At 52.9% G+C, this 18050-nt stretch carries 22 protein-coding genes; 11 read left to right on the forward strand and 11 right to left on the reverse strand.

Annotated features, from left to right (window positions below; all coding sequences use genetic code 11):
• Positions 1–247 precede the first annotated feature (247 nt).
• From G549_RS0107805 to G549_RS21915, 3 genes are all read right to left on the reverse strand, one after another.
• A complete protein-coding gene (locus G549_RS0107805) occupies positions 248–1591 on the reverse strand; it encodes a pyridoxal phosphate-dependent decarboxylase family protein (protein WP_027834561.1) in 1344 nt (447 codons plus the stop codon).
• Between the two features lie 20 nt (positions 1592–1611).
• Positions 1612–1920, reverse strand: a complete 309-nt coding sequence (locus G549_RS0107810; protein ID WP_027834562.1) for an ArsR/SmtB family transcription factor — start codon at positions 1918–1920, stop codon at positions 1612–1614.
• A 193-nt stretch (positions 1921–2113) separates the two neighbouring features.
• Positions 2114–2527 (reverse strand): hypothetical protein, encoded by a 414-nt coding sequence (locus G549_RS21915; protein WP_169449626.1) that lies wholly within the window; start codon positions 2525–2527, stop codon positions 2114–2116.
• On the opposite strand from G549_RS21915, the gene G549_RS0107815 reads away from it, so the two are divergent.
• Positions 2520–2864 (forward strand): hypothetical protein, encoded by a 345-nt coding sequence (locus tag G549_RS0107815; RefSeq protein ID WP_169449627.1) that lies wholly within the window; start codon positions 2520–2522, stop codon positions 2862–2864. The genes G549_RS21915 and G549_RS0107815 overlap by 8 nt on opposite strands.
• A gap of 143 nt (positions 2865–3007) precedes the next feature.
• Here the strand turns inward: G549_RS0107815 and G549_RS0107820 are convergent, their stop codons facing one another.
• Positions 3008–3925, reverse strand: a complete 918-nt coding sequence (locus tag G549_RS0107820) for a DMT family transporter (RefSeq protein WP_027834564.1) — start codon at positions 3923–3925, stop codon at positions 3008–3010.
• 153 nt (positions 3926–4078) lie between these two features.
• On the opposite strand from G549_RS0107820, the gene G549_RS0107825 reads away from it, so the two are divergent.
• The 3 genes from G549_RS0107825 to G549_RS0107835 are packed head-to-tail and all read left to right on the forward strand — an operon-like array spanning position 4079 to position 6378.
• Complete coding sequence (locus G549_RS0107825; protein WP_027834565.1) at positions 4079–4420, forward strand: 5-carboxymethyl-2-hydroxymuconate Delta-isomerase; 342 nt, start codon at positions 4079–4081, stop codon at positions 4418–4420.
• A 12-nt stretch (positions 4421–4432) separates the two neighbouring features.
• Positions 4433–5494: a DUF1176 domain-containing protein gene (locus G549_RS0107830; RefSeq protein ID WP_027834566.1), complete on the forward strand. Its 1062-nt coding sequence runs from the start codon at positions 4433–4435 to the stop codon at positions 5492–5494.
• A 2-nt stretch (positions 5495–5496) separates the two neighbouring features.
• Positions 5497–6378, forward strand: coding sequence for a DMT family transporter (locus G549_RS0107835; protein WP_027834567.1), 882 nt, complete (start codon positions 5497–5499; stop codon positions 6376–6378).
• Here G549_RS0107835 and G549_RS19495 read toward each other — a convergent pair.
• The gene (locus G549_RS19495) at positions 6353–6964 is read right to left on the reverse strand and encodes a hypothetical protein (protein ID WP_051213541.1); all 612 of its coding nucleotides are present in this window, start codon (positions 6962–6964) and stop codon (positions 6353–6355) included. The genes G549_RS0107835 and G549_RS19495 overlap by 26 nt on opposite strands.
• Before the next feature lie 235 nt (positions 6965–7199).
• On the opposite strand from G549_RS19495, the gene G549_RS19500 reads away from it, so the two are divergent.
• From G549_RS19500 to G549_RS0107875, 6 genes are read left to right on the forward strand one after another with little or no spacing between them, the layout of a single operon-like run.
• Complete coding sequence (locus G549_RS19500; RefSeq protein ID WP_036221716.1) at positions 7200–8180, forward strand: calcium/sodium antiporter; 981 nt, start codon at positions 7200–7202, stop codon at positions 8178–8180.
• Positions 8180–8929, forward strand: a complete 750-nt coding sequence (locus G549_RS0107855; RefSeq protein WP_027834568.1) for an SDR family oxidoreductase — start codon at positions 8180–8182, stop codon at positions 8927–8929. Before G549_RS19500 ends, G549_RS0107855 begins: the two co-directional genes overlap by 1 nt.
• A 24-nt stretch (positions 8930–8953) precedes the next feature.
• Entirely contained in the window at positions 8954–10840 is a 1887-nt protein-coding gene (uvrC, locus tag G549_RS19505) for an excinuclease ABC subunit UvrC (RefSeq protein ID WP_051213542.1), read from the forward strand.
• Positions 10841–10874: 34 nt separating this feature from the next.
• The gene (gene pgsA, locus G549_RS19510; RefSeq protein ID WP_051213543.1) at positions 10875–11429 is read left to right on the forward strand and encodes a CDP-diacylglycerol--glycerol-3-phosphate 3-phosphatidyltransferase; all 555 of its coding nucleotides are present in this window, start codon (positions 10875–10877) and stop codon (positions 11427–11429) included.
• The gene (locus G549_RS0107870) at positions 11426–11677 is read left to right on the forward strand and encodes a MoaD/ThiS family protein (RefSeq protein ID WP_027834569.1); all 252 of its coding nucleotides are present in this window, start codon (positions 11426–11428) and stop codon (positions 11675–11677) included. The genes pgsA and G549_RS0107870 overlap by 4 nt, the downstream gene beginning before the upstream one ends.
• Positions 11674–12132: a molybdenum cofactor biosynthesis protein MoaE gene (locus G549_RS0107875; protein ID WP_246778357.1), complete on the forward strand. Its 459-nt coding sequence runs from the start codon at positions 11674–11676 to the stop codon at positions 12130–12132. The genes G549_RS0107870 and G549_RS0107875 overlap by 4 nt, the downstream gene beginning before the upstream one ends.
• 48 nt (positions 12133–12180) lie before the next feature.
• On the opposite strand, the gene G549_RS0107880 is transcribed toward G549_RS0107875, so the two are convergent.
• Positions 12181–13071 (reverse strand): branched-chain amino acid aminotransferase, encoded by an 891-nt coding sequence (locus tag G549_RS0107880; protein WP_027834571.1) that lies wholly within the window; start codon positions 13069–13071, stop codon positions 12181–12183.
• A 239-nt stretch (positions 13072–13310) separates the two neighbouring features.
• Between G549_RS0107880 and G549_RS19515 the strand changes: the two genes are divergently transcribed.
• Positions 13311–13760 (forward strand): MarR family winged helix-turn-helix transcriptional regulator, encoded by a 450-nt coding sequence (locus G549_RS19515; protein ID WP_245985812.1) that lies wholly within the window; start codon positions 13311–13313, stop codon positions 13758–13760.
• Positions 13761–13775: 15 nt separating this feature from the next.
• On the opposite strand, the gene G549_RS0107895 is transcribed toward G549_RS19515, so the two are convergent.
• From G549_RS0107895 to G549_RS0107915, 5 genes are all read right to left on the reverse strand, one after another.
• The gene (locus tag G549_RS0107895) at positions 13776–15572 is read right to left on the reverse strand and encodes a sensor domain-containing diguanylate cyclase (protein ID WP_156905513.1); all 1797 of its coding nucleotides are present in this window, start codon (positions 15570–15572) and stop codon (positions 13776–13778) included.
• A gap of 195 nt (positions 15573–15767) precedes the next feature.
• Positions 15768–16121 (reverse strand): tRNA-binding protein, encoded by a 354-nt coding sequence (locus G549_RS0107900; protein WP_027834573.1) that lies wholly within the window; start codon positions 16119–16121, stop codon positions 15768–15770.
• On the reverse strand, positions 16114–16935 hold the full coding sequence (proC, locus tag G549_RS0107905; RefSeq protein ID WP_027834574.1) for a pyrroline-5-carboxylate reductase: 822 nt from the start codon (positions 16933–16935) through the stop codon (positions 16114–16116). The genes G549_RS0107900 and proC overlap by 8 nt, the downstream gene beginning before the upstream one ends.
• The gene (locus G549_RS0107910) at positions 16936–17436 is read right to left on the reverse strand and encodes a type III secretion system chaperone family protein (protein WP_027834575.1); all 501 of its coding nucleotides are present in this window, start codon (positions 17434–17436) and stop codon (positions 16936–16938) included.
• Between the two features lie 299 nt (positions 17437–17735).
• Entirely contained in the window at positions 17736–17972 is a 237-nt protein-coding gene (locus tag G549_RS0107915) for an accessory factor UbiK family protein (protein WP_027834576.1), read from the reverse strand.
• Between the last annotated feature and the right edge of the window lie 78 nt (positions 17973–18050).

Genomic DNA, 18050 nt, shown 5'->3' on the forward strand with positions numbered 1-18050 from the left:
CGCCCAGCCATACGGCAATTCACCCAAATCTATGACTAAAGCCGGCGCCACCCCACACCCGTCATCCCCGTGAAAACGGGGATCCAGGTAGGCACAAACCAAGACACACAAAGCCAACAACTTACTCGCGGAAAGTCCCATCTGGATTCCCGCCTACGCGAGAATGACGGTGCCACATTATCGCGAACACCAACCCCAAACCCCGTCACCCTCTGGCTCGACCCGAGGGTCCATGCAGCATTTGCGACTAGACACTCCGCCCAATCACCTCTACCGCCCGCGCAATATCCGCGTCAGTCGTGCGCCAAGACGACACTGAAAGGCGAAACACGCTTTCGCCCTGCCATTTCGACGGGCCAAACCAAACCTCACCCTCGTCGGTGATCCGGTTGAGCAGCGCCTCATTTTTCGCCGCATCGCCGAGCGTGCACAGCACCTGGTTCAGCACAACCCGATTCAGCACAGTCACGCCTTTGGCGCGCAACCCATCAGCAAGTTTTTGCGCTTGGTTGCAATGGCGGGTGACCATCTCGTCCACCCCCTCGCGACCTAAGCTGCGGAGCGCCGCCCAAATCGGCATGCCCCGGCCCCGGCGTGAAAACTCAAGCACCAAATTCTTTTGCGCATAAGGTTCGGCGGTGGAATAAACCGCATCTGAATTCAACGCCGCGGCCAGTTCATCGGCGTGGCGGCAAATGGCCATAGCGCCATCATATGGGGTGTTGAGCCATTTATGGCCGTCCGTGGTCCAGCTATCGGCCAGTTCAATGCCGTCGGTCAGCACCTTTTTGGATGTGCTGGCCCGCGCCCATAGCCCAAAGGCCCCGTCCACATGCACCCAGGCACCCGCTTTTTGCGCCATGGGGATGATCTCAGCAAAACGATCAAACTCGCCCATATTCACTTCGCCAGCCTGCAACACAAGGATAGTTTTATCATCCAGCGCAGGCAATTGCTCTGGGATCACCCGGCCATATTCATCGCAAGGCGCCTCAATCAGGCGGTTCATGCCAAACCCGAGCAGCCGCGCTGCTTTCTTGACGGTGATGTGCACCGTTTGCGGCACCACCAATTTGATTTCGGGCGCGCCCATAAGCCCATCTTCATCCACATTCCAGCCGTGCCGCGCCAAAAGCGTGCGTCGCGCGGCCGCCAAAACTGAAAGGCCGCAAGCGGTGGCGCTGGTGCCAAAGCCAATCTGGCTTTCACGCGGCAGGTCCAGAATGTCCAGAACCCATTTGGTCGCCACCTCTTCGATTTTCGCCATCACGGGCGAATTCACAAATGAAGAGGCACATTGGTCCCACGCCATCGCCAATCGCTCCGCAGCGGCAGCTTCTGGCAGACTTGCCCCAATCACAAAGCCAAAATAGCGCCCGCCATTGCTGGTGACACTTGCCGGATCGCCATAGCGGTGCAACATATTGAGCGTGTCTCCGGCCGCACTCGGCGCCGTGGGCAGCTCTTCATCAAACGCCACCAAATCATCCAGCGCCTGTTGGGTCGGAAACACCCGCCGCTCTGCTACCGAATGCAAATAATCTGCCGCAAGCCGATCGGCTTCGGCCAAAAGCGCCAATTCGTCTAACATAGCTTTTCCCTGAAATGCTCTTAAAGTTCGTTTTTAATCCGCTTGGCAATGGCGGCGATGGCCGCTTCCTCACGCTTATAGAAGGTGAATTTTTTGATCCGTGTGGCTTTGACCAATCCGGCATCGCGCAACAGCGCCAAATGTTGCGACGCGGTGGGTGGGCTCACCTCCAATTTATCGGCAATATACATGGAGCAAACCCCGTCTTTGATCAGGTCGCCATCAACCTGAGGTGGAAAATTCCCCACCGGGTCCTTCAACCATTCCAAAATTCTCAATCGCTTCTCATGGGCTAAAGCGTTCGCCACAAACACAAAATCTTCTTCCATAGTTATTCAATTAGCAAATTGACTAACTGAGTCAATCAAAAACTTATCTCCGCCCCTTTGGCCGGTGGTATAATGGCCCCACTTTTCGCACCAACGCTTTCCAGCGGCTTGTTGACGGACAAGGGGAAAGATGGGGCTTGCCCCATGTGGGAGAAGAGCGAGGCACACCTTCGGACGCGAGGGGGTGGCCAGCTTATCTTGCTTCGCCCGCCACCAAGGGCGTCAGGCGTTCGCGCTTGATGGAGATATTAGGGTCAGCCCTCCAAAAGCAGATAAGCCACGGAAAAATCCTTGCTGCACGAGGTGATGTTGAACTCACCCCATTCCCTAGGATGCCGAGTTGAACATCACCTCGTGCGCCGCAAATCGCCCCTCGACGGTACTGGCCAGTCGAGCAATTTGTCGTGCCCAATCGCCAAAAAACAATATTGAACTTTCTGCCCGCTGTTTGATTTATATCAAATAGAGACCCATTTAATTCAGTTAAATTCAAAGAAAGGGTAGGAAGAATGCTTGAAAAACCTTCACTTATAAGGCGGGCGGCGATTGGTAAAACCATCGGACTTGTCTTTGGTTTGATCGCTTTTTTCATTTTGCCGATGATCACACCGGAAGTCACACTTACCTTCCGATTTGGCGTGGCACTTTACCTTATTATGATGGGCGGCTTTATCGGGATTATGGGTGTGTTCACCTACCATCCGGTGCTGCACATGCCAATGCCCTGGTGGGTGCGTGGCCCAATGATCGGCGGTTTTATGATGCTGGTCTTGTGGATGATCGCGCAACCGCAGTTCGATGCAGTGGCCATCGCCATGTTTGGAGAAAATAGCATTTTCTCTTCCGGCGCTTGGTCAATTGTAGACGGGTTGGTCATTGGCGCCCTAATGAGTTTCCTTGCCACCCGGTTTGGAGGGGAAGGCAAAGAAACTGTCGGTCAGTAACAGAGTAGCTACGGACCGACAGAATAGACGCAACCCCGGCATAGGCTGGGCGGCATTCATCTCATGCCTCGCAAGGGCCCAGAATATCCGGGTTGCGTCTTTTTAAATCGGACAGGTGCTGGGCATGACCTCGCGATCATCCCCTATCTGATCTCTCCGCGAATGCTCGCACCTGTCCGTATTTTTTTCTTCCGCTCACGCCACCACACTGTCAAGCCAGCGCCTACGGTAATCAATGCACCGATCAGGCTGATCCCATCGATCAAATCACCAAATGCAATAAAACTGAACACAATCGCCACCGGCAACATCATAAAGTTGAACGGTTGCAAGATGCTGGCCGGCGCTTCACGCAGCGACATGGTGAACAGCGTATGGGCAATATTGGCGGTGATGATGATTCCGCCAATCATCAACCAACCCTTGGGACCGAAATTTTCAAAGGTGGTGATGCCCACAGCGGTCGACAGCACAATGCCCACCAGCGCCATATAGGCCATGGAGGTGGACGTCCGGTCATGGGACGCCAGCATGCGGGTCACAATCGTATAGCCGGCAAAGCTGAACACGGCACCGAGCTGGAAGATAACGCCCATATTGAACTCCTGAAAGCCGGGACGAATCACGATCATGGTACCGATAAACCCGACGACAATCGCCACCCAGCGGATCAGCCCCACCTGCTCCCCCAATAAGGGAATGGCCAGCATCGTGGTGACAATGGGAAACAGCATAAAGATCGCCTGCGTGTCGGCGAGCGGCAAAAAAGTCAGCGCCGCGGAAAAGCACCAGATGTCGGTCACCAGCAAGGTGCCACGGGTGATTTGCAACAGCGGCTTTTTGCTTTTCAGCGCCGTACGCAATGTACCTTCGCGCCACAGCCAGGCCAAAATAAAGACGCCCACGCCCCAAAAGCGCACCATCACCACCTGGGTAAAGGGATAATCATTGACCATGATCTTCACCATCACGTCCTGCACCCCAAACACAAGAATGGCGGCAAGCGTTAAACTGATCCCCTTGGCCACATTCGCGTCGGCCGGCACCTGAAGCACAGACATTTTGAAATCCCTATTCACAAAAAGCGGAACCACGATATAGTCGCAGCAAAGACTAAAGGGCGACGCTAACAGCGAAACGATACGTTGCCTATGCCAAATACATCGTCGGGGGATGACATTTTGAAATGTCCCCATCACAAAAGGAAATCATTGATGCCGCACATTATTGTTGAATACGCGCAAAACCTGGCTGGCGAGCGAGACATCCAAACAATGTGTGAGGCCATTTTCGATGAGATCGCTACCCACCCGACATTTCCCGACCCAACCGCCATTAAAGTACGGGCCCTGCCTTATCAGCATCATGTGCAAGCATTGGAAAATGACCGGTTTGTGCACGCCACCATTAAGCTGCTGCCGGGGCGTGATGAGGCGACGAAAAAAGAGCTGACCGGCGCGCTGCATGCCTTGCTGCTGAAACGATTGCCCGAGGCGGCCAGCCATTCCGTCGATATCGAAGATTTGTCCAGCGCTTACGTAAAATCAGCGCGATAGAGAGGTTCTCCCATGCTCCGCTTTTTCAAGCCCGTCGGCATTGCCCTGCTCACCCTTGTTGTCAGTCTGCCCCTGGGCGCAAGTGCGGAGACCTTTGGCGAAAAACGCGCGTATTTCAAAGATTGGCTGACCGCCTGCCGCCCTACAACGGGCTATTGTTCGGCCACCACCTACATTAATCCCAATCCGCCCAGCGGCGCCGTCGCGGATTACATCTTGCGTGTGGGCCGGGCACAACAGGCACGCGATTGGGAAATCTCGCTGACCACCGTTGCCACTATGCCCACCAAAGACAGCTTCTTGGTGGTGGAAGACGGTCCGGACACACTCTATTTCAATCGGCCGCTGAGTTTGGCGGCGTATGGCGCGATTAATGACCTGTTTTTCCTCGGCAATGACGCCACGCGCCTGCTGCAAAAGATGCTGGCCAAACAAACGCTCACCGTTGAACTCGATACCGAGGCTGGGCGCCAATCGCTGCAGTTTTCCCTGAGTGGCCTCACCGCCTCTATGCTGTGGATCGATGACCAGCAGGATGCCGTCGGCAGTCCGCGTGTTGCGGGCTATGCGCCAGCCGACTACGAGCGCGCCTTCGCCCTGCCCACCCCGCCGTCAGATATTCCGCAACCCGTTGCAGACCTGCACTTTGAGGGCGATGTGTGTGATTTCGAACCAATCGATGTAGAGAACGCCGGTTGGGAAGTTATGCAGCTGGATCAGGAGAACAGCCTGTTTATGCTGCCCTGCTCTTCCGGCGCATATAATTTGCTTTCGCGCTTCTATATTTGGAATCCAACCCGGCAAACCGCGACGGTGCAGCATTTCGTCGATTATGGCGATACCAGTGGCTGGACCTCGGTGGACTATTTGGTGAACCCATATATCGACCCACATCGTTTGACGATTTCGTCATTCTCAAAATTTCGCGGTTTGGGCGATTGCGGCAGCGCAGGTACATGGCAATGGGCGGGCTACGGTCTACAACTGCGCGAATATCACTACCAACCCACATGCGGCCTTGATTATGATGAGAATGCTGATTTGACGTTCCCACAAATCTTTCCAAAGGACTAGACGTGCGCCTATTCTTACTCACCGGTGCCGCAATGCTTGCCTTTGCGGCCAACTCGCTATTGAACCGAGCAGCCTTGGCAGAAAACGCCATCGACCCGCATAATTTCACCCTGATGCGGCTGGGGTCTGGCGCGATCACCCTGATGCTGATTGCACTGATCGTCAATCGCAAATCAATGCGCGATATTGCTGCCGCCGGGACCTGGCCAAGCGCCATCGCGTTATTTGTTTATGCGCTCGGCTTTTCAATTGCCTATCTTTGGCTCGGCGCAGGTATGGGCGCGCTTATTCTGTTTGCCATGGTGCAATTCACAATGCTTGGCACTGCCATCGCCAAAGGCGATCGCCCCTCGGCGCTGGAAATGGCTGGCTTGGTGATCGCACTGGTGGGTTTCGTTGCGCTGGTCAGCCCCGGCTTCGACCAGGCTCCGGATCTGCAAGCTGTCGGCCTGATGGCCTGTGCGGGTGTTGCTTGGGGCATCTATTCCCTATGGGGACGCGGCTCAAAACACCCCACATTGGACACAGCAGGCAATTTCTGGCGCGCTTTTTTGATCGGCTCTGTGGTGATCGTCCCGATCATAGCCCTGCAACTCAGCCCAGCCTTGGTTAGCTTCAAAGGCATGGCCCTGGCCGTAGCATCCGGCGCACTTGCATCCGGCGTTGGCTATGCCATTTGGTACACAGCGCTGCCCGGCCTCACCCGCACGCGAGCTGGCATTGTGCAGCTGAGCGTGCCCGCATTGGCCGCCATTGCCGGCGTGCTGTTTTTGGGCGAACCGCTGACGCTGAAATTCGGGCTATTGTCAGTGATGATTTTAGCAGGGGTTGGCCTTGCCACGTTGGCCAAACCAAAAGCTAATGCACAAAGTACCGGAAAATAAAGCCAAGCGAGATAAAATATGGCGCGAGCAAAGCAACGATAAAGATGCGCGCGCACAAATTCTTGAAACGCCAAATCAAGAGGGCCGCCAGCAGCACGCCAACCACCAGCTCCACCGCACCAACAATGTCGCCATAGTTGGACCGCTGATAATAAGAGACCGGAGAGAAGAACCGCCAATCGGTGATGGGCCAGAAATGCACATGGGCATCGTCCGTATGCACAGGAAAATCTGACACGACGTGCAACATTGCGCCAGCTGCAAAGATACCGATTAGGCGCCAATAATACCGATATAGCGGCACATACATGGCCAGCATCCACCCCAGAATGATCAGGAATGCATAAAGCGGGATGGAATTGGAGATCGCAGAAAAGCTCTGCCACGGCTCTTGCCAATACATTCCGTCCGGGCTGCGCCACATATTGCCGCGACCGACACCCGTGATGGCGGAAAACGCCACCATGACAAACACCGAAAAGTCCGGAAAAAAGCCGCCGAAAAAGGCCAGCATGTTTTGCTTTTTGGGCGCGTCGCGCCGGGTCAATATGGCACCGGCAATCAATATATGAGTTGTCGTAATCATCTAGCGCTCCACAAAAAAATATTCTAGGCGCAAAACCAAAGGGAGAGCCAGTGCGTTAACAAAATTGTGAGAAACAATACCGAGAAAAAGCCATACCAAACAAATTTTGATGAAAAGGTTGGAAACTCCATCCAATACCTTTAAATCTCTTCCACACATACCATATCAGGTGCTCTTGTGTTTTGCGACGTTTCTTGTCACTACCTGTCGCGAATGATCATATGAAAAGGTTGCGATGCCCTATTTTCTGCTCATCTTAGGATTGGCCACGCTAGTTGTAACTGGCGATTTGTTGGTTCGTGGCGCTGTTGGCGTATCGACCCGAATGGGCATCCCCCCACTTGTAATTGGTTTAACCGTTGTGGCGTTCGGCACGTCCGCACCCGAACTGGTGGTATCCATTTCTGCCGCGCTTGATGGCGCTTCAGGCTTGTCCATCGGTAATGTGGTCGGGTCAAACATCACCAATATTTTGCTGGTTCTAGGCTTCCCGGCATTGTTTTTCGCTATCGACTGCAAGCAAACAGGATTACGCCGCTCCACTAGCTTTATGATCTTGGTGTCAGTGTTGTTGATTGTGTTGAGCGTTGACGGCGTGATCAACCATGTCGACGGCCTGATCTTTTTGGGGCTTTTGGCAGGTTACCTGCTCTATAACGGCTTTGAAGCCAACAAAATGCGCAAACGCGGCCAGAACATCGAAGAGCTCATGGACGAGATCGACGATGCGCCCGAAGATCCCAAAAAGATCGCGATCTATTTGATCATCGGCGTTATTGGTCTGCCCCTAGGTGGCAAACTCACCACCGATAGCGCGTTGGACATTGCGGCCATTTGGGGCGTTGCCGACAGCGCGGTGGGCTTGACCATCGTTGCATTGGGCACGTCATTGCCAGAACTGGCCGCAGGAATGTCCGCCGCGCTGCGGCGTCAATCCGCTGTGGCCATTGGCAATGCCGTTGGCTCCAACATCTTCAACATCCTCTCCATTCTCGGCATCACAGCGCTGATTGTGCCGCTGCAGGTGGCACCGAACTTTATGGTGTTTGATTATTGGGTGATGTTGTTTATCGCCATCGGTCTGGCCCCCGTCGTGTTTATGCACCGCTCAATCGGCAAGATTGAGGGCGGTGCGATGAGCATTGCCTATGTTGTTTATCTTGTAGTTGTCTTTCAAATTGGACATCAACTGGCTGAAGGGCTACCCATTGGATAATGCAAAAACAAACATTTCTCATCACAGGCGCCGCTAGTCGCATCGGCGCAGCCATGGCAAAAGGCATGGCCGAAGACGGCCACAACGTGGTTATCCATTATAACCACTCAGACACTGAGGCTGCCCAATTGGCAGACGAGCTCAACACAAAGGGATACAGCGCCGCCATTGAGGGCGCAGACCTCACCGATGCCGAACAATATGACACGCTGATTGAGCGCGCTTCGAAACATTTTGGCCCGATCACCGGGCTGATCAACAATGCCAGCCTGTTCAAGCCAGACACTATCGACGATTTGACCCATGAAATGTGGCACAAGCATTTCAGCGTGCACGCTGAAGCGACCATGTTTTTGGCCAAACATTTCGCGGCACAATTGCCAAACGATCAAGCGGGCCTCATCGTCAATATGATTGACCAACGGGTTTGGGCGCTCAAGCCAAGCTTTTTCAGCTACACCCTCTCTAAATCTGTGCTCTGGACCGCCACGCGCACGTTAGCGCAAGGACTTGCCCCACGTATTCGCGTTAATGCAATTGGCCCCGGCCCGACCCTTCAGAATGAGCATCAGACTGAAGAAGATTTCCAAGAAGAGTTGGAAAGCCTGCCGCTTAAGACCGGGCCAGCGCTGGACGAAATTGTGGACACGATCCGCTATTTTTTGAGGGCAAAATCCGTAACCGGGCAGATGATCGCGATGGATGGGGGACAACATCTCATTTGGGCCGATCTTGGTGAAACAAATTAGTTTTTGCGCTATATTTGAGTCGCAATGAGTGAAGCGACCCCATCCCCCGGCCCAGAGATCATTAAACAGTTTGTGAAAACCCTGCCCACCGGGCCCGGGGTTTATCGCATGCTGGATGACCAGCAAAATGTGATCTATGTGGGCAAGGCCCGCAACCTCAAAGCGCGGGTGACAAACTACACCCGTTATGAGGGCAATTCGGTGCGCATCGGCCGCATGATCGCCGCCACCCGCTCGATGGAATTTGTCACCACAAATACCGAGAGTGAAGCGCTGCTGCTTGAAGCCAACATGATCAAGCGGCTGCGGCCCCGCTACAACGTGTTGCTGCGCGACGATAAGAGCTTCCCCTATATTTTGCTGGCGACAGAGCATGAAGCCGCCGAACTAACGAAACATCGTGGCGTGCGCCGCAAAAAAGGACATTATTTCGGCCCCTTTGCGTCCGTCACCGCAGTGAACCGCACCATTGCTGCGCTGCAAAAAGCGTTTCTGTTACGCAATTGTTCCGACAGCTATTATCAAGGGCGCACCCGCCCCTGCCTGCAACACCAGATCAAACGCTGCGCCGCACCCTGCACCGGCGAAATCTCAATCGAAGATTATCAAAAACTGGTGCAAGACGCGGTCGACTTTTTGTCCGGCAAATCCAAAAGCGTGCAGGCTCAATTGTCGAAAGAAATGCAACAAGCATCCGAGAATTTGGACTTTGAACGCGCCGCCCTGCTGCGCGATCGGATATCTGCGCTCGCGCTGATCCAATCCCAAGGCGATATGAGTGCGCAATCGCTTTCCGAAGGCGATATTTTTGCCATTCACCAAGAAGCGGGCCGCTTCTGCATTCAGGTCTTTTTCTTCCGCGCCCACCAAAACTGGGGCAACCGCGCCTATTATCCACGCGCCGACAAGAGTTTAGAAGAATCTGAAGTGCTGGAAGCATTCGTAGCGCAGTTTTATGAAAGCCGCACACCGCCAAAGGTGGTTTTGCTGTCTCACCCGGTGGACAATCCAAAGCTGTTGCAAGAAGCCCTCTCGATCCGTGCTGATCGCAAAATCGATCTGCAGACCCCGCAGCGCGGCGAAAAGCGCCAACTCGTGGAACATGCCCTCGACAATGCGCGGCAGGCACTTGGACGGCAATTGGCGGAGAGTGCCTCGCAAACCAGTCTGCTTGAAGGCATGGCAAAAACATTCAATTTGGATGAACCGCCCAAACGCATCGAGACATATGATAACTCACACATTCAAGGCACCCACGCGGTGGGCGCCATGGTGGTGGCGGGCCGGGAGGGGCTTTCCAAAAAGCATTACCGCACCTTCAACATCAAGTCAGAGGAACTGACGCCCGGCGACGACTTTGGCATGATGAACGAAGTGCTGACCCGCCGCTTCAAACGTTTGGTGACCGAATATGAAAAGCCAGACGAAGAACTGACCAAAGACCCCGCTTACATGCCGGACTGGCCGGACGTGCTGCTGATCGATGGCGGCAAGGGACAGTTGAATGCGGTACGCAAAGTGCTTGAGCAATTCGACTTGCCGCAAAAAGTCACCTTGATCGGCATCGCCAAAGGCGAAGAGCGCAATGCCGGGCGCGAAACCTTTTTCATTGAAGGCCGTGAACCGTTTATGCTGCCCGCCCGCGATCCGGTGCTTTATTATGTCCAACGCCTGCGCGACGAGGCGCACCGCTTTGCCATTGGCACCCACCGCGCCAAACGCTCTAAAGCCATTGTGAAAAACCCACTGGATGAGATTGAAGGCATTGGCCCCAGCCGCAAGCGCAATTTGCTCAACCATTTCGGATCGGCCAAATCGGTCGGCCGCGCGGCGCTCTCCGATTTACAGTCGGTACCCGGCATATCAAAACAAATGGCGCAGACCATTTACGACCATTTCAATAGATCATAAACTCGGCCAAAATCTCTGGCACAAAGGCTTTCTCATGAATTTGCCCAATCTTTTGACCATCTTCCGAATCGTGGCGATCCCCGCCATCATCTGGTTGGTGTTTATTGACAATAATGTGGCCCGCCAGGTGGCTTTTGCGCTCTATGTGGTGGCGTGTATTACCGACTATTTCGATGGCTATCTCGCCCGCAAAATGAACATTGTGTCGGACCTGGGACGCATGTTGGACCCTATCGCCGACAAACTGCTCGTCGGCACCTTGCTGATCGCGTTTGCCTATACGGGTGAATTCAACCAAATCGAGACATGGCTGGCCATCGCCATCATGTTCCGCGAAATCGCCGTGGCTGGTCTGCGCGAATATTTGGGCAATGCACAAATCACAGTGCACGTCTCCAAGCTGGCAAAATACAAAACCACCCTGCAACTCGTGGCACTTGGCATCTTCATGCTGGTGCCCCTGGTGCCCAGCGTTGCCTCAGCGGCAAACGGCCTGCTTTGGGTGGCCACGCTTCTGACGGTTTATACCGGCTATGAATATTTCGCCGGGGCATGGCCAAAGCTGACAGCAGGAGCGAGCGGCAAATGATTATTCGCTACTTCGCGTGGATTCGCGAACGGCTCAACCGCGATGAGCAACAGCTGGAGCTGCCGGACAATGTGAAGACGGTACAAGATGTGTTGAACCATTTACGCGCCATCGACGAAGATTTTGCCTTTGTCCTGCCACCGGAAACTGTATTCCGGGCGGCACTCGACGATGAGTTGGTGGAACTCGACACTCCCCTCGGCAGCGCCAAAGAGCTTTCAATTTTCCCACCGATGACGGGGGGATGATGGGCATCAGCGTCACCATTCAGGCTGAAATTTTTGATGCGGGCGATTTGGTCAATCAATTCACCCGAGATATGCCCGAAGCCGGCGCCGTGGCGACCTTTACCGGGCTGGTGCGGTCCAAACCGGAGCAGCCGATCAAAGCCCTGATCCTTGAGCATCACCCTACAATGGCGCAAAAGCAGATCGAGCGATTTGCCCAAGAGGCCGTGGACAAGTTTGACCTGCTGGCAATCCAAGTGGTGCATCGCTTTGGTGAAATGAAAGTCGGCGAACCGATTGTGCAAGTGATGGCCGCGAGTTCTCATCGACAAGCCGCATTCGACGGGGCCAATTATGTGATGGATTGGCTCAAAACCGATGCCCCGTTCTGGAAAAAGGAAGTGGGGGCGGACGGCGCCCACTGGGTTGAGGCGCGAGACAAGGACGAAGCTGCCAAGAACAAATGGACAAAATAAAACGCCGCCTCAAATGAAGCGGCGTTTTTCAATTCGATAAAGGCTGACTTATTCAGCAGCTGCCTTTTTCGGCTGCACCGCATCTGCATAAGCCTCGATCATTTTTTGACAAATGTCGCGCTTCTCAAAGATGGTGCCTTCGATTTCAGCAACAGGCGTGACTTCAGCCGCAGAACCGGTCAGGAAGCATTCTTCAAAATCGCCAATTTCGTCAGGCATAATTACCCGCTCAATGACGTTGATGCCCTGCTCTTTCGCCAACCCAATAACGGTGCGACGGGTAATGCCATCCAAGAAGCAATCAGGCTTTGGCGTATGGATTTCACCATTTTTGATGAAGAACACATTCGCGCCAGTCGCCTCCGCCACATAACCGCGATAGTCGCGCATCAATGCGTCTGAATAGCCTTTGGCTTCGGCGGCGTGCTTTGAAAGGGTGCAGATCATATAAAGACCTGAAGCCTTAGACGCGAATGGCGCAGAATCTGGCGCCGGACGCTGCCAATCAGACCAAGCCAGGCGCACACCTTTGAGCTTTTCTTCCATGGAAAACAGGCTCGGCCATTCCCATGCGGCAATCGCCAAATGAACAGGGTTGTTGTGGGCGCCAAGGCCCAACTCATGCGACCCGCGCCACGCTAGGGGGCGCATATAGGCGTTGGTGAGATTGTTCTTCTCCAACACCTCGCGGCAAGCGGCGTCAATTTCGTCAGCTGAATATGGAATTTCGAAATCCAGAATATTGGCGGATTTGCGCAAGCGCTCAGAATGCTCGTGCAACTTGAACACTTCGCCATTATATGCCCGCTGCCCTTCAAACACGCTCGACGCGTAATGCAAAGCATGGGTCAACACATGCACCTTGCACTCTTTCCACTCGCGCATCTCTCCATCAAACCAGATCCAACCATCACGTTGGTCTAAAGGTACACCGGCCATTTTCTTCTCCCTCAAATCGGCTTTTGGCCCGAAATTATGTTTGAAATCACTTATGCTGAGCCATAAATCGGCATATTTTGCATTTGACAAGCTGCCGATCTTGGCAAATGGCCCAAGCTTTGGGATAAGTGTAAATCAAACTGTGAACAGGGTGAAGCATGACAGCCAATAAAATAAATGTCAACAAGGCTGACATAAATTCCGATTCTGATCATCCTTCAAAGGATATTATGGATGCTATGCCCCTTGATTTAATGGGCCTTTTATTCTTCGCATATCGTGATTTTGTGCACGAAGCTGACGCGTTATTGTCGAGACAAGGCTTTGGCCGTGCCCACCACCGGGTGCTTTATTTCGTCAATTTGCGTCCCGGCATGACCGTCGCGGACTTGCTCGACCTGCTAAAAATTACCAAACAAAGCCTCGCCCGCGTGCTGCGGCAACTGATCGACAATGGCTATATCGAACAAAAGATGGGGCAAAAAGATCGCCGTAAACGGTTGCTTTTCCCCACCGCCAAGGGCGCAGAATTTTTCACTGCCCTTTCGGCCAACCAGTCGCAACGTATGCGTGAGGCTTTGGACAAATTGCCCCCCGAAACCAAAGAAACGGTGGCGCGGTTTTTTGTTGAAATGATTGATCCGGAAGATCACAGCAAACTTAAAAATCTGAATATTATTCAAAATTAACATATAGGGGCCAACCTAAGCGACCCGCTGCCCGTGCACATATGCCTTGTGTTGTCCGCGTCCGGCTCTCTTGGCACCATAAAGTGCGATGTCCGCCTCCGCACGCAACCGCTCAATGTCGAGTTTAGCGCCCCGCCCCAATGTGATGCCAATGCTCACTTCGCATGACACTTTCTGCCCTTTATAAACCCATGGGGCACGCAACGCCTCGTTCAATGTGTTCGCCAATTGCCCTGCCTGCTCCAAGGATTGAAAACGCTTTGAAACAATAGCAAATTCATCGCCGCCAAGGCGGGCGACAAAGTCCGCTGGATCAATCACTTTTCGGATCGTCTCCCCCGTATGCCGCAGCAATGCATCGCCCGCATTATGCCCCACGCTGTCATTGATCTGCTTAAAATGATCCAAATCGACAAAAAACAACGTTAACGGACATCCGATCTCGTGCGCTGCTTTTGCCTTGCGCGCAATTTCCTTATCAAAATAGCGACGGTTGGGCAGCGTTGTCAGCGCATCATGCATGGATTCATAGGCCAGCTTTTTCTCCATCATGCGCTTTTCTGTAATATCTTCATGGGTCCCAATCCACCCGCCCAAGGGCGTCGGCGAATGGACAGATTTGATGATCCGGCCATTGCCCAAATATGTTTCAGCAACGTGCTCCTGACTTTGGCGCACATCACGCATAATATTCTCCAACAGCTGACGGGGCGCACCGGCAAAATCACCATTCTTGGCCTGGACGGCCAACAGGTCGAAAAACGACACCCCGGCATAAACATCCGCCTTCGTCATGCCGAACATATGGGCATATTTGTCATTCCACACGGTCAGCTTAAAGTTGCGATCAAAGCACGACACACCTTGGTTCATATTGGCCAAGGTTACAGACAGCCGCATATTGCTCTTCTCGATCTGCTCTTGCGAACGGGCCAAACCAGATATGGCCACCGCAATGGCGTAGGATGGCAATATGGCCAGCAAGGTGAGCAATTGCGCTTCAAATACCTGATCGCGCAGCCGTAACCCGGAATTGTTTTGCGGCCACAGCCCGAAAATGACCAGAAGCGACACACCAATCACCAGCACAGAACCAACAGCAGCGACCTTAAAAGGCTTGCCTTGCAAAGCGAGCCAGCAACTTGGCGCCATAAAGGCCAGCGCCAAAGGCAAGTTAAGCACATGCAGCGTCAACATGCTGAAGACCGAGCACAGCAACAAAATTGTCAGCGATTTCAGGACAGGCAAAAGCGTTTTGCGGTCAAATGCAAAACCGCTCCAGCGTGGCCAGCCGGTAGAAAGAAGGGGCAACAAAACAATGATGGAACTCAATGTGTCACCGCCCCACCAATAAATCAGGCTGTTGGCAAAGGGCAGGCCAAATCCGGTATGAATTGTGGAGGCCCCAATCACCGCGCCGGGTAACACGAGGAATGTCAGCACCCCGAGAAAATACATAAAACTTTTGGGCGTTTCGATCGGCGTTTCGTCTAGCTTCAACGCGCGCAACCCAATCGTCACCAAAAGGATTTCCAAGCCGTTGGCAAATGGCAAGCCTAAAATCAATATCAGCGGGTCACCGAACAGCAATTGCGTTGCAATATTGCCAAGAAATGCGCCCAACAAAACGGCAGGCAGATGCCACAAACCATAGATTAAGCACAGCGCCACCATGGCCGCATTGGCAGGCCAAAACACAGCCACGTCATGCGAAAGACGCGCGAGGCAAACACCGCCAGTCGCCAAAACCAAAAACAACAGAAATGAAGCGAAAAAGATTTTACCGCTTTGAATAACCCCAACAGAATTCAAGACAAATTCCTTCAACTCCGCGAATTGACTGCATAAAAACAGCGCGCACGCTAGAGTAGTGACGAAATGATTGATCGAAGGTTACTGCAGAGCGCGGATTAGCGGGGGATTCCCCAATTTATACTGAAAAATTATAATTTTATTCAAAAACGCTTTAAAAAACGGTCAAAAAACGGCCACGTACCTTCAAAAAAGCTACATCAACCGCTGCCCGTTGGGCACCATTTTGTCTGTCGCGGCAAGCACGATATCGCCGTTTTCATCGGCGAAGCCCAAGGTGAGTACTTCTGATTTAAGCGGGCCAATTTGGCGCGGCGGAAAATTGACAACGGCCATCACCTGCCGCCCCACCAACTCATCGGCCTGATAATGCACGGTGATTTGCGCCGATGACTTTTTGATGCCGATATCATCGCCAAAATCAATCAACATAATATGCGCAGGCTTACGCGCTTCCGGAAAGGGGCGAACTTCCACGATCGTGCCCGTACGGATATCCACTTTCATGAAATCGTCAAAGCCGATTTCCGGCGCAATTGCATCACTCATCTTCGCCCAACTCCCGTGCCCGCTCGATGGCTGCACGCACTGTCTTTTCCATCAAGGGCACCAGCCCATCTTCGGACATAAGCACCTGTAATCCCGCATAAGTCGTGCCATTCGGAGACGTTACATTCTCACGCAATTGTTCGGCACTTGTCTGATTGTCATATTCCAACAGCCCTGCGGCACCAACAATGGTTTGCCGCGCAAATCGCATCGCCATTTCCGGTGGCATACCATTGGTTTCAGCTGCCTCAGCCAGGGCTTCAACCATGTAAAACACATAGGCAGGGCCCGAACCGGCAACACCGGTGACTTTGTTGATGTCATCTTCTTCGTTCAACCACACCACATCGCCTGATGCTTCAAGCAAATTGTCAGCAATCATTCGATCTTGTGGATCAACAGCCCGGTTGGAAAAGACACCTGTGATGCCTTTGCCAATTTGCGCAGGCGTGTTCGGCATGGCGCGGATAACTTTCGCGCACCCTGACAGCTTTTCCATCTTGGCGATGGAAATACCCGCCATCACCGAAATCAGCACACTATCATCGCCAATCGCTGGCTTGATGGACGCCAAAACATCGTCAGCCACCTGCGGCTTAACAGCCAACACAATGACCTGTGCATCTTTGTCCGGCACAGATTGATAGATCGTCAATCCAACAGTTGAGGCTTTGTGGCGCACAGACGAGGATGGATTAGGATCCACCAAAATCAAACGATCAGGGGATAGGCCAGCATCAAGCCAACCGTCGGCCATCGCCATCCCCATTTTACCTGCGCCAACAAGAACAACCGGACCGACATCACCCAACATTTAAGCTTCACCTACTGTTTCAAAAATAACATGCGACAGCGCTTCTGAAGCGGGTTTGCCTGCCCACACCACAAATTGAAAGGCCTGATAATATTGATCGCAGCTTTCAATGGCTGAGTTCAACAAGGCCTCGCATTGCGAAGGAGAGACTTCTGCACCGCCGCTCAACAAATGCGCGTTACGGAACAGCACCATATTTTCTTTGCTCCAAATGTCAAAATGACCAATCCACAATTGCTCGTTGATTTGCGTGATCAATTGTTTGACTTCGGCGCGGCGGGCTTCTGGCACCTTGAGATCAAATGCACAGGCAATGTGCAGCGATTCCAAATTTTCCATCCAGGAAAAGGAAACGTGATAGTCGCTCCAACTCCCTTTGACAGAGATTGAAATTTCATCGGCATCTTGCCGTTCAAACACCCAATCATTGATGCCGGCAATGTGCTCAATAATATCCACCGGGTGCACCACCCGGTCGTGTTCCATCTCTAATAGCGACATAATGCGCCTCGCAAAAAAGCTCGTGTTGCAGGGGGCAAAAAACGGTTTTGCCCGAATTAGATACGCAAAGATACTCAAGATATTCGGGTCTGCTTCTGGACCCACGCGCCAAGAAAGGTGCGTCGCTTTTGCGAATCTACCGCGTTACAACAAAGCGTAGCACCGACCATCAAATGCGAAACCCGCCAATTGGAGAATCCCACATCATTCTTTGTTGATGATCGGCCCGAGATGGTTAATGAGGCGTTAAGATGAGTGACTTATCCACCGGAAACCCGGTTCAAATTGACACAAAACCGTTACTTTTTAAGCGCGTCAATGTCTTTGCGCAGCTGCTCAATCTCTTCATTTTGCGCCGCCAATTGGGCTTTAACCGCCTCAAACTCTTCGCGTTTGACCAAATCAAGATCGTTCACAACGCGCTCCATTTGTGACTTGACCGCAACTTCGATCTCGCGGCGCACGCCGTCTGCAACACCCGCAGCATCATTCATCAGCTTGCTCAAATCGTCGAAAAACTTATTGCCTTCACGCATATTTGTACCTGCCTTTCAAAAAGGGTACTCGATTTCTATATAGAGCTTATGTAAGCACGCAATCGCTGCTTGACCAGC

Origin of the sequence: Maritalea myrionectae DSM 19524 (assembly GCF_000423365.1) — a bacterium.
In the GTDB taxonomy this organism is placed as follows: Bacteria; Pseudomonadota; Alphaproteobacteria; order Rhizobiales; family Devosiaceae; genus Maritalea; species Maritalea myrionectae.

Coding starts and splice junctions, on each gene's coding strand:
- G549_RS0107805 (WP_027834561.1), bottom strand. CDS start 1,591: ATGTTAGACGAATTGGCGCTTTTGGCCGAAGCCGATCGGCTTGCGGCA.
- G549_RS0107810 (WP_027834562.1), bottom strand. CDS start 1,920: ATGGAAGAAGATTTTGTGTTTGTGGCGAACGCTTTAGCCCATGAGAAG.
- G549_RS0107815 (WP_169449627.1), top strand. CDS start 2,520: ATGATCACACCGGAAGTCACACTTACCTTCCGATTTGGCGTGGCACTT.
- G549_RS0107820 (WP_027834564.1), bottom strand. CDS start 3,925: ATGTCTGTGCTTCAGGTGCCGGCCGACGCGAATGTGGCCAAGGGGATC.
- G549_RS0107825 (WP_027834565.1), top strand. CDS start 4,079: ATGCCGCACATTATTGTTGAATACGCGCAAAACCTGGCTGGCGAGCGA.
- G549_RS0107830 (WP_027834566.1), top strand. CDS start 4,433: ATGCTCCGCTTTTTCAAGCCCGTCGGCATTGCCCTGCTCACCCTTGTT.
- G549_RS19495 (WP_051213541.1), bottom strand. CDS start 6,964: ATGATTACGACAACTCATATATTGATTGCCGGTGCCATATTGACCCGG.
- G549_RS19500 (WP_036221716.1), top strand. CDS start 7,200: ATGCCCTATTTTCTGCTCATCTTAGGATTGGCCACGCTAGTTGTAACT.
- G549_RS0107855 (WP_027834568.1), top strand. CDS start 8,180: ATGCAAAAACAAACATTTCTCATCACAGGCGCCGCTAGTCGCATCGGC.
- uvrC (WP_051213542.1), top strand. CDS start 8,954: ATGAGTGAAGCGACCCCATCCCCCGGCCCAGAGATCATTAAACAGTTT.
- pgsA (WP_051213543.1), top strand. CDS start 10,875: ATGAATTTGCCCAATCTTTTGACCATCTTCCGAATCGTGGCGATCCCC.
- G549_RS0107870 (WP_027834569.1), top strand. CDS start 11,426: ATGATTATTCGCTACTTCGCGTGGATTCGCGAACGGCTCAACCGCGAT.
- G549_RS0107875 (WP_246778357.1), top strand. CDS start 11,674: ATGATGGGCATCAGCGTCACCATTCAGGCTGAAATTTTTGATGCGGGC.
- G549_RS0107880 (WP_027834571.1), bottom strand. CDS start 13,071: ATGGCCGGTGTACCTTTAGACCAACGTGATGGTTGGATCTGGTTTGAT.
- G549_RS19515 (WP_245985812.1), top strand. CDS start 13,311: ATGCCCCTTGATTTAATGGGCCTTTTATTCTTCGCATATCGTGATTTT.
- G549_RS0107900 (WP_027834573.1), bottom strand. CDS start 16,121: ATGAGTGATGCAATTGCGCCGGAAATCGGCTTTGACGATTTCATGAAA.
- proC (WP_027834574.1), bottom strand. CDS start 16,935: ATGTTGGGTGATGTCGGTCCGGTTGTTCTTGTTGGCGCAGGTAAAATG.
- G549_RS0107910 (WP_027834575.1), bottom strand. CDS start 17,436: ATGTCGCTATTAGAGATGGAACACGACCGGGTGGTGCACCCGGTGGAT.
- G549_RS0107915 (WP_027834576.1), bottom strand. CDS start 17,972: ATGCGTGAAGGCAATAAGTTTTTCGACGATTTGAGCAAGCTGATGAAT.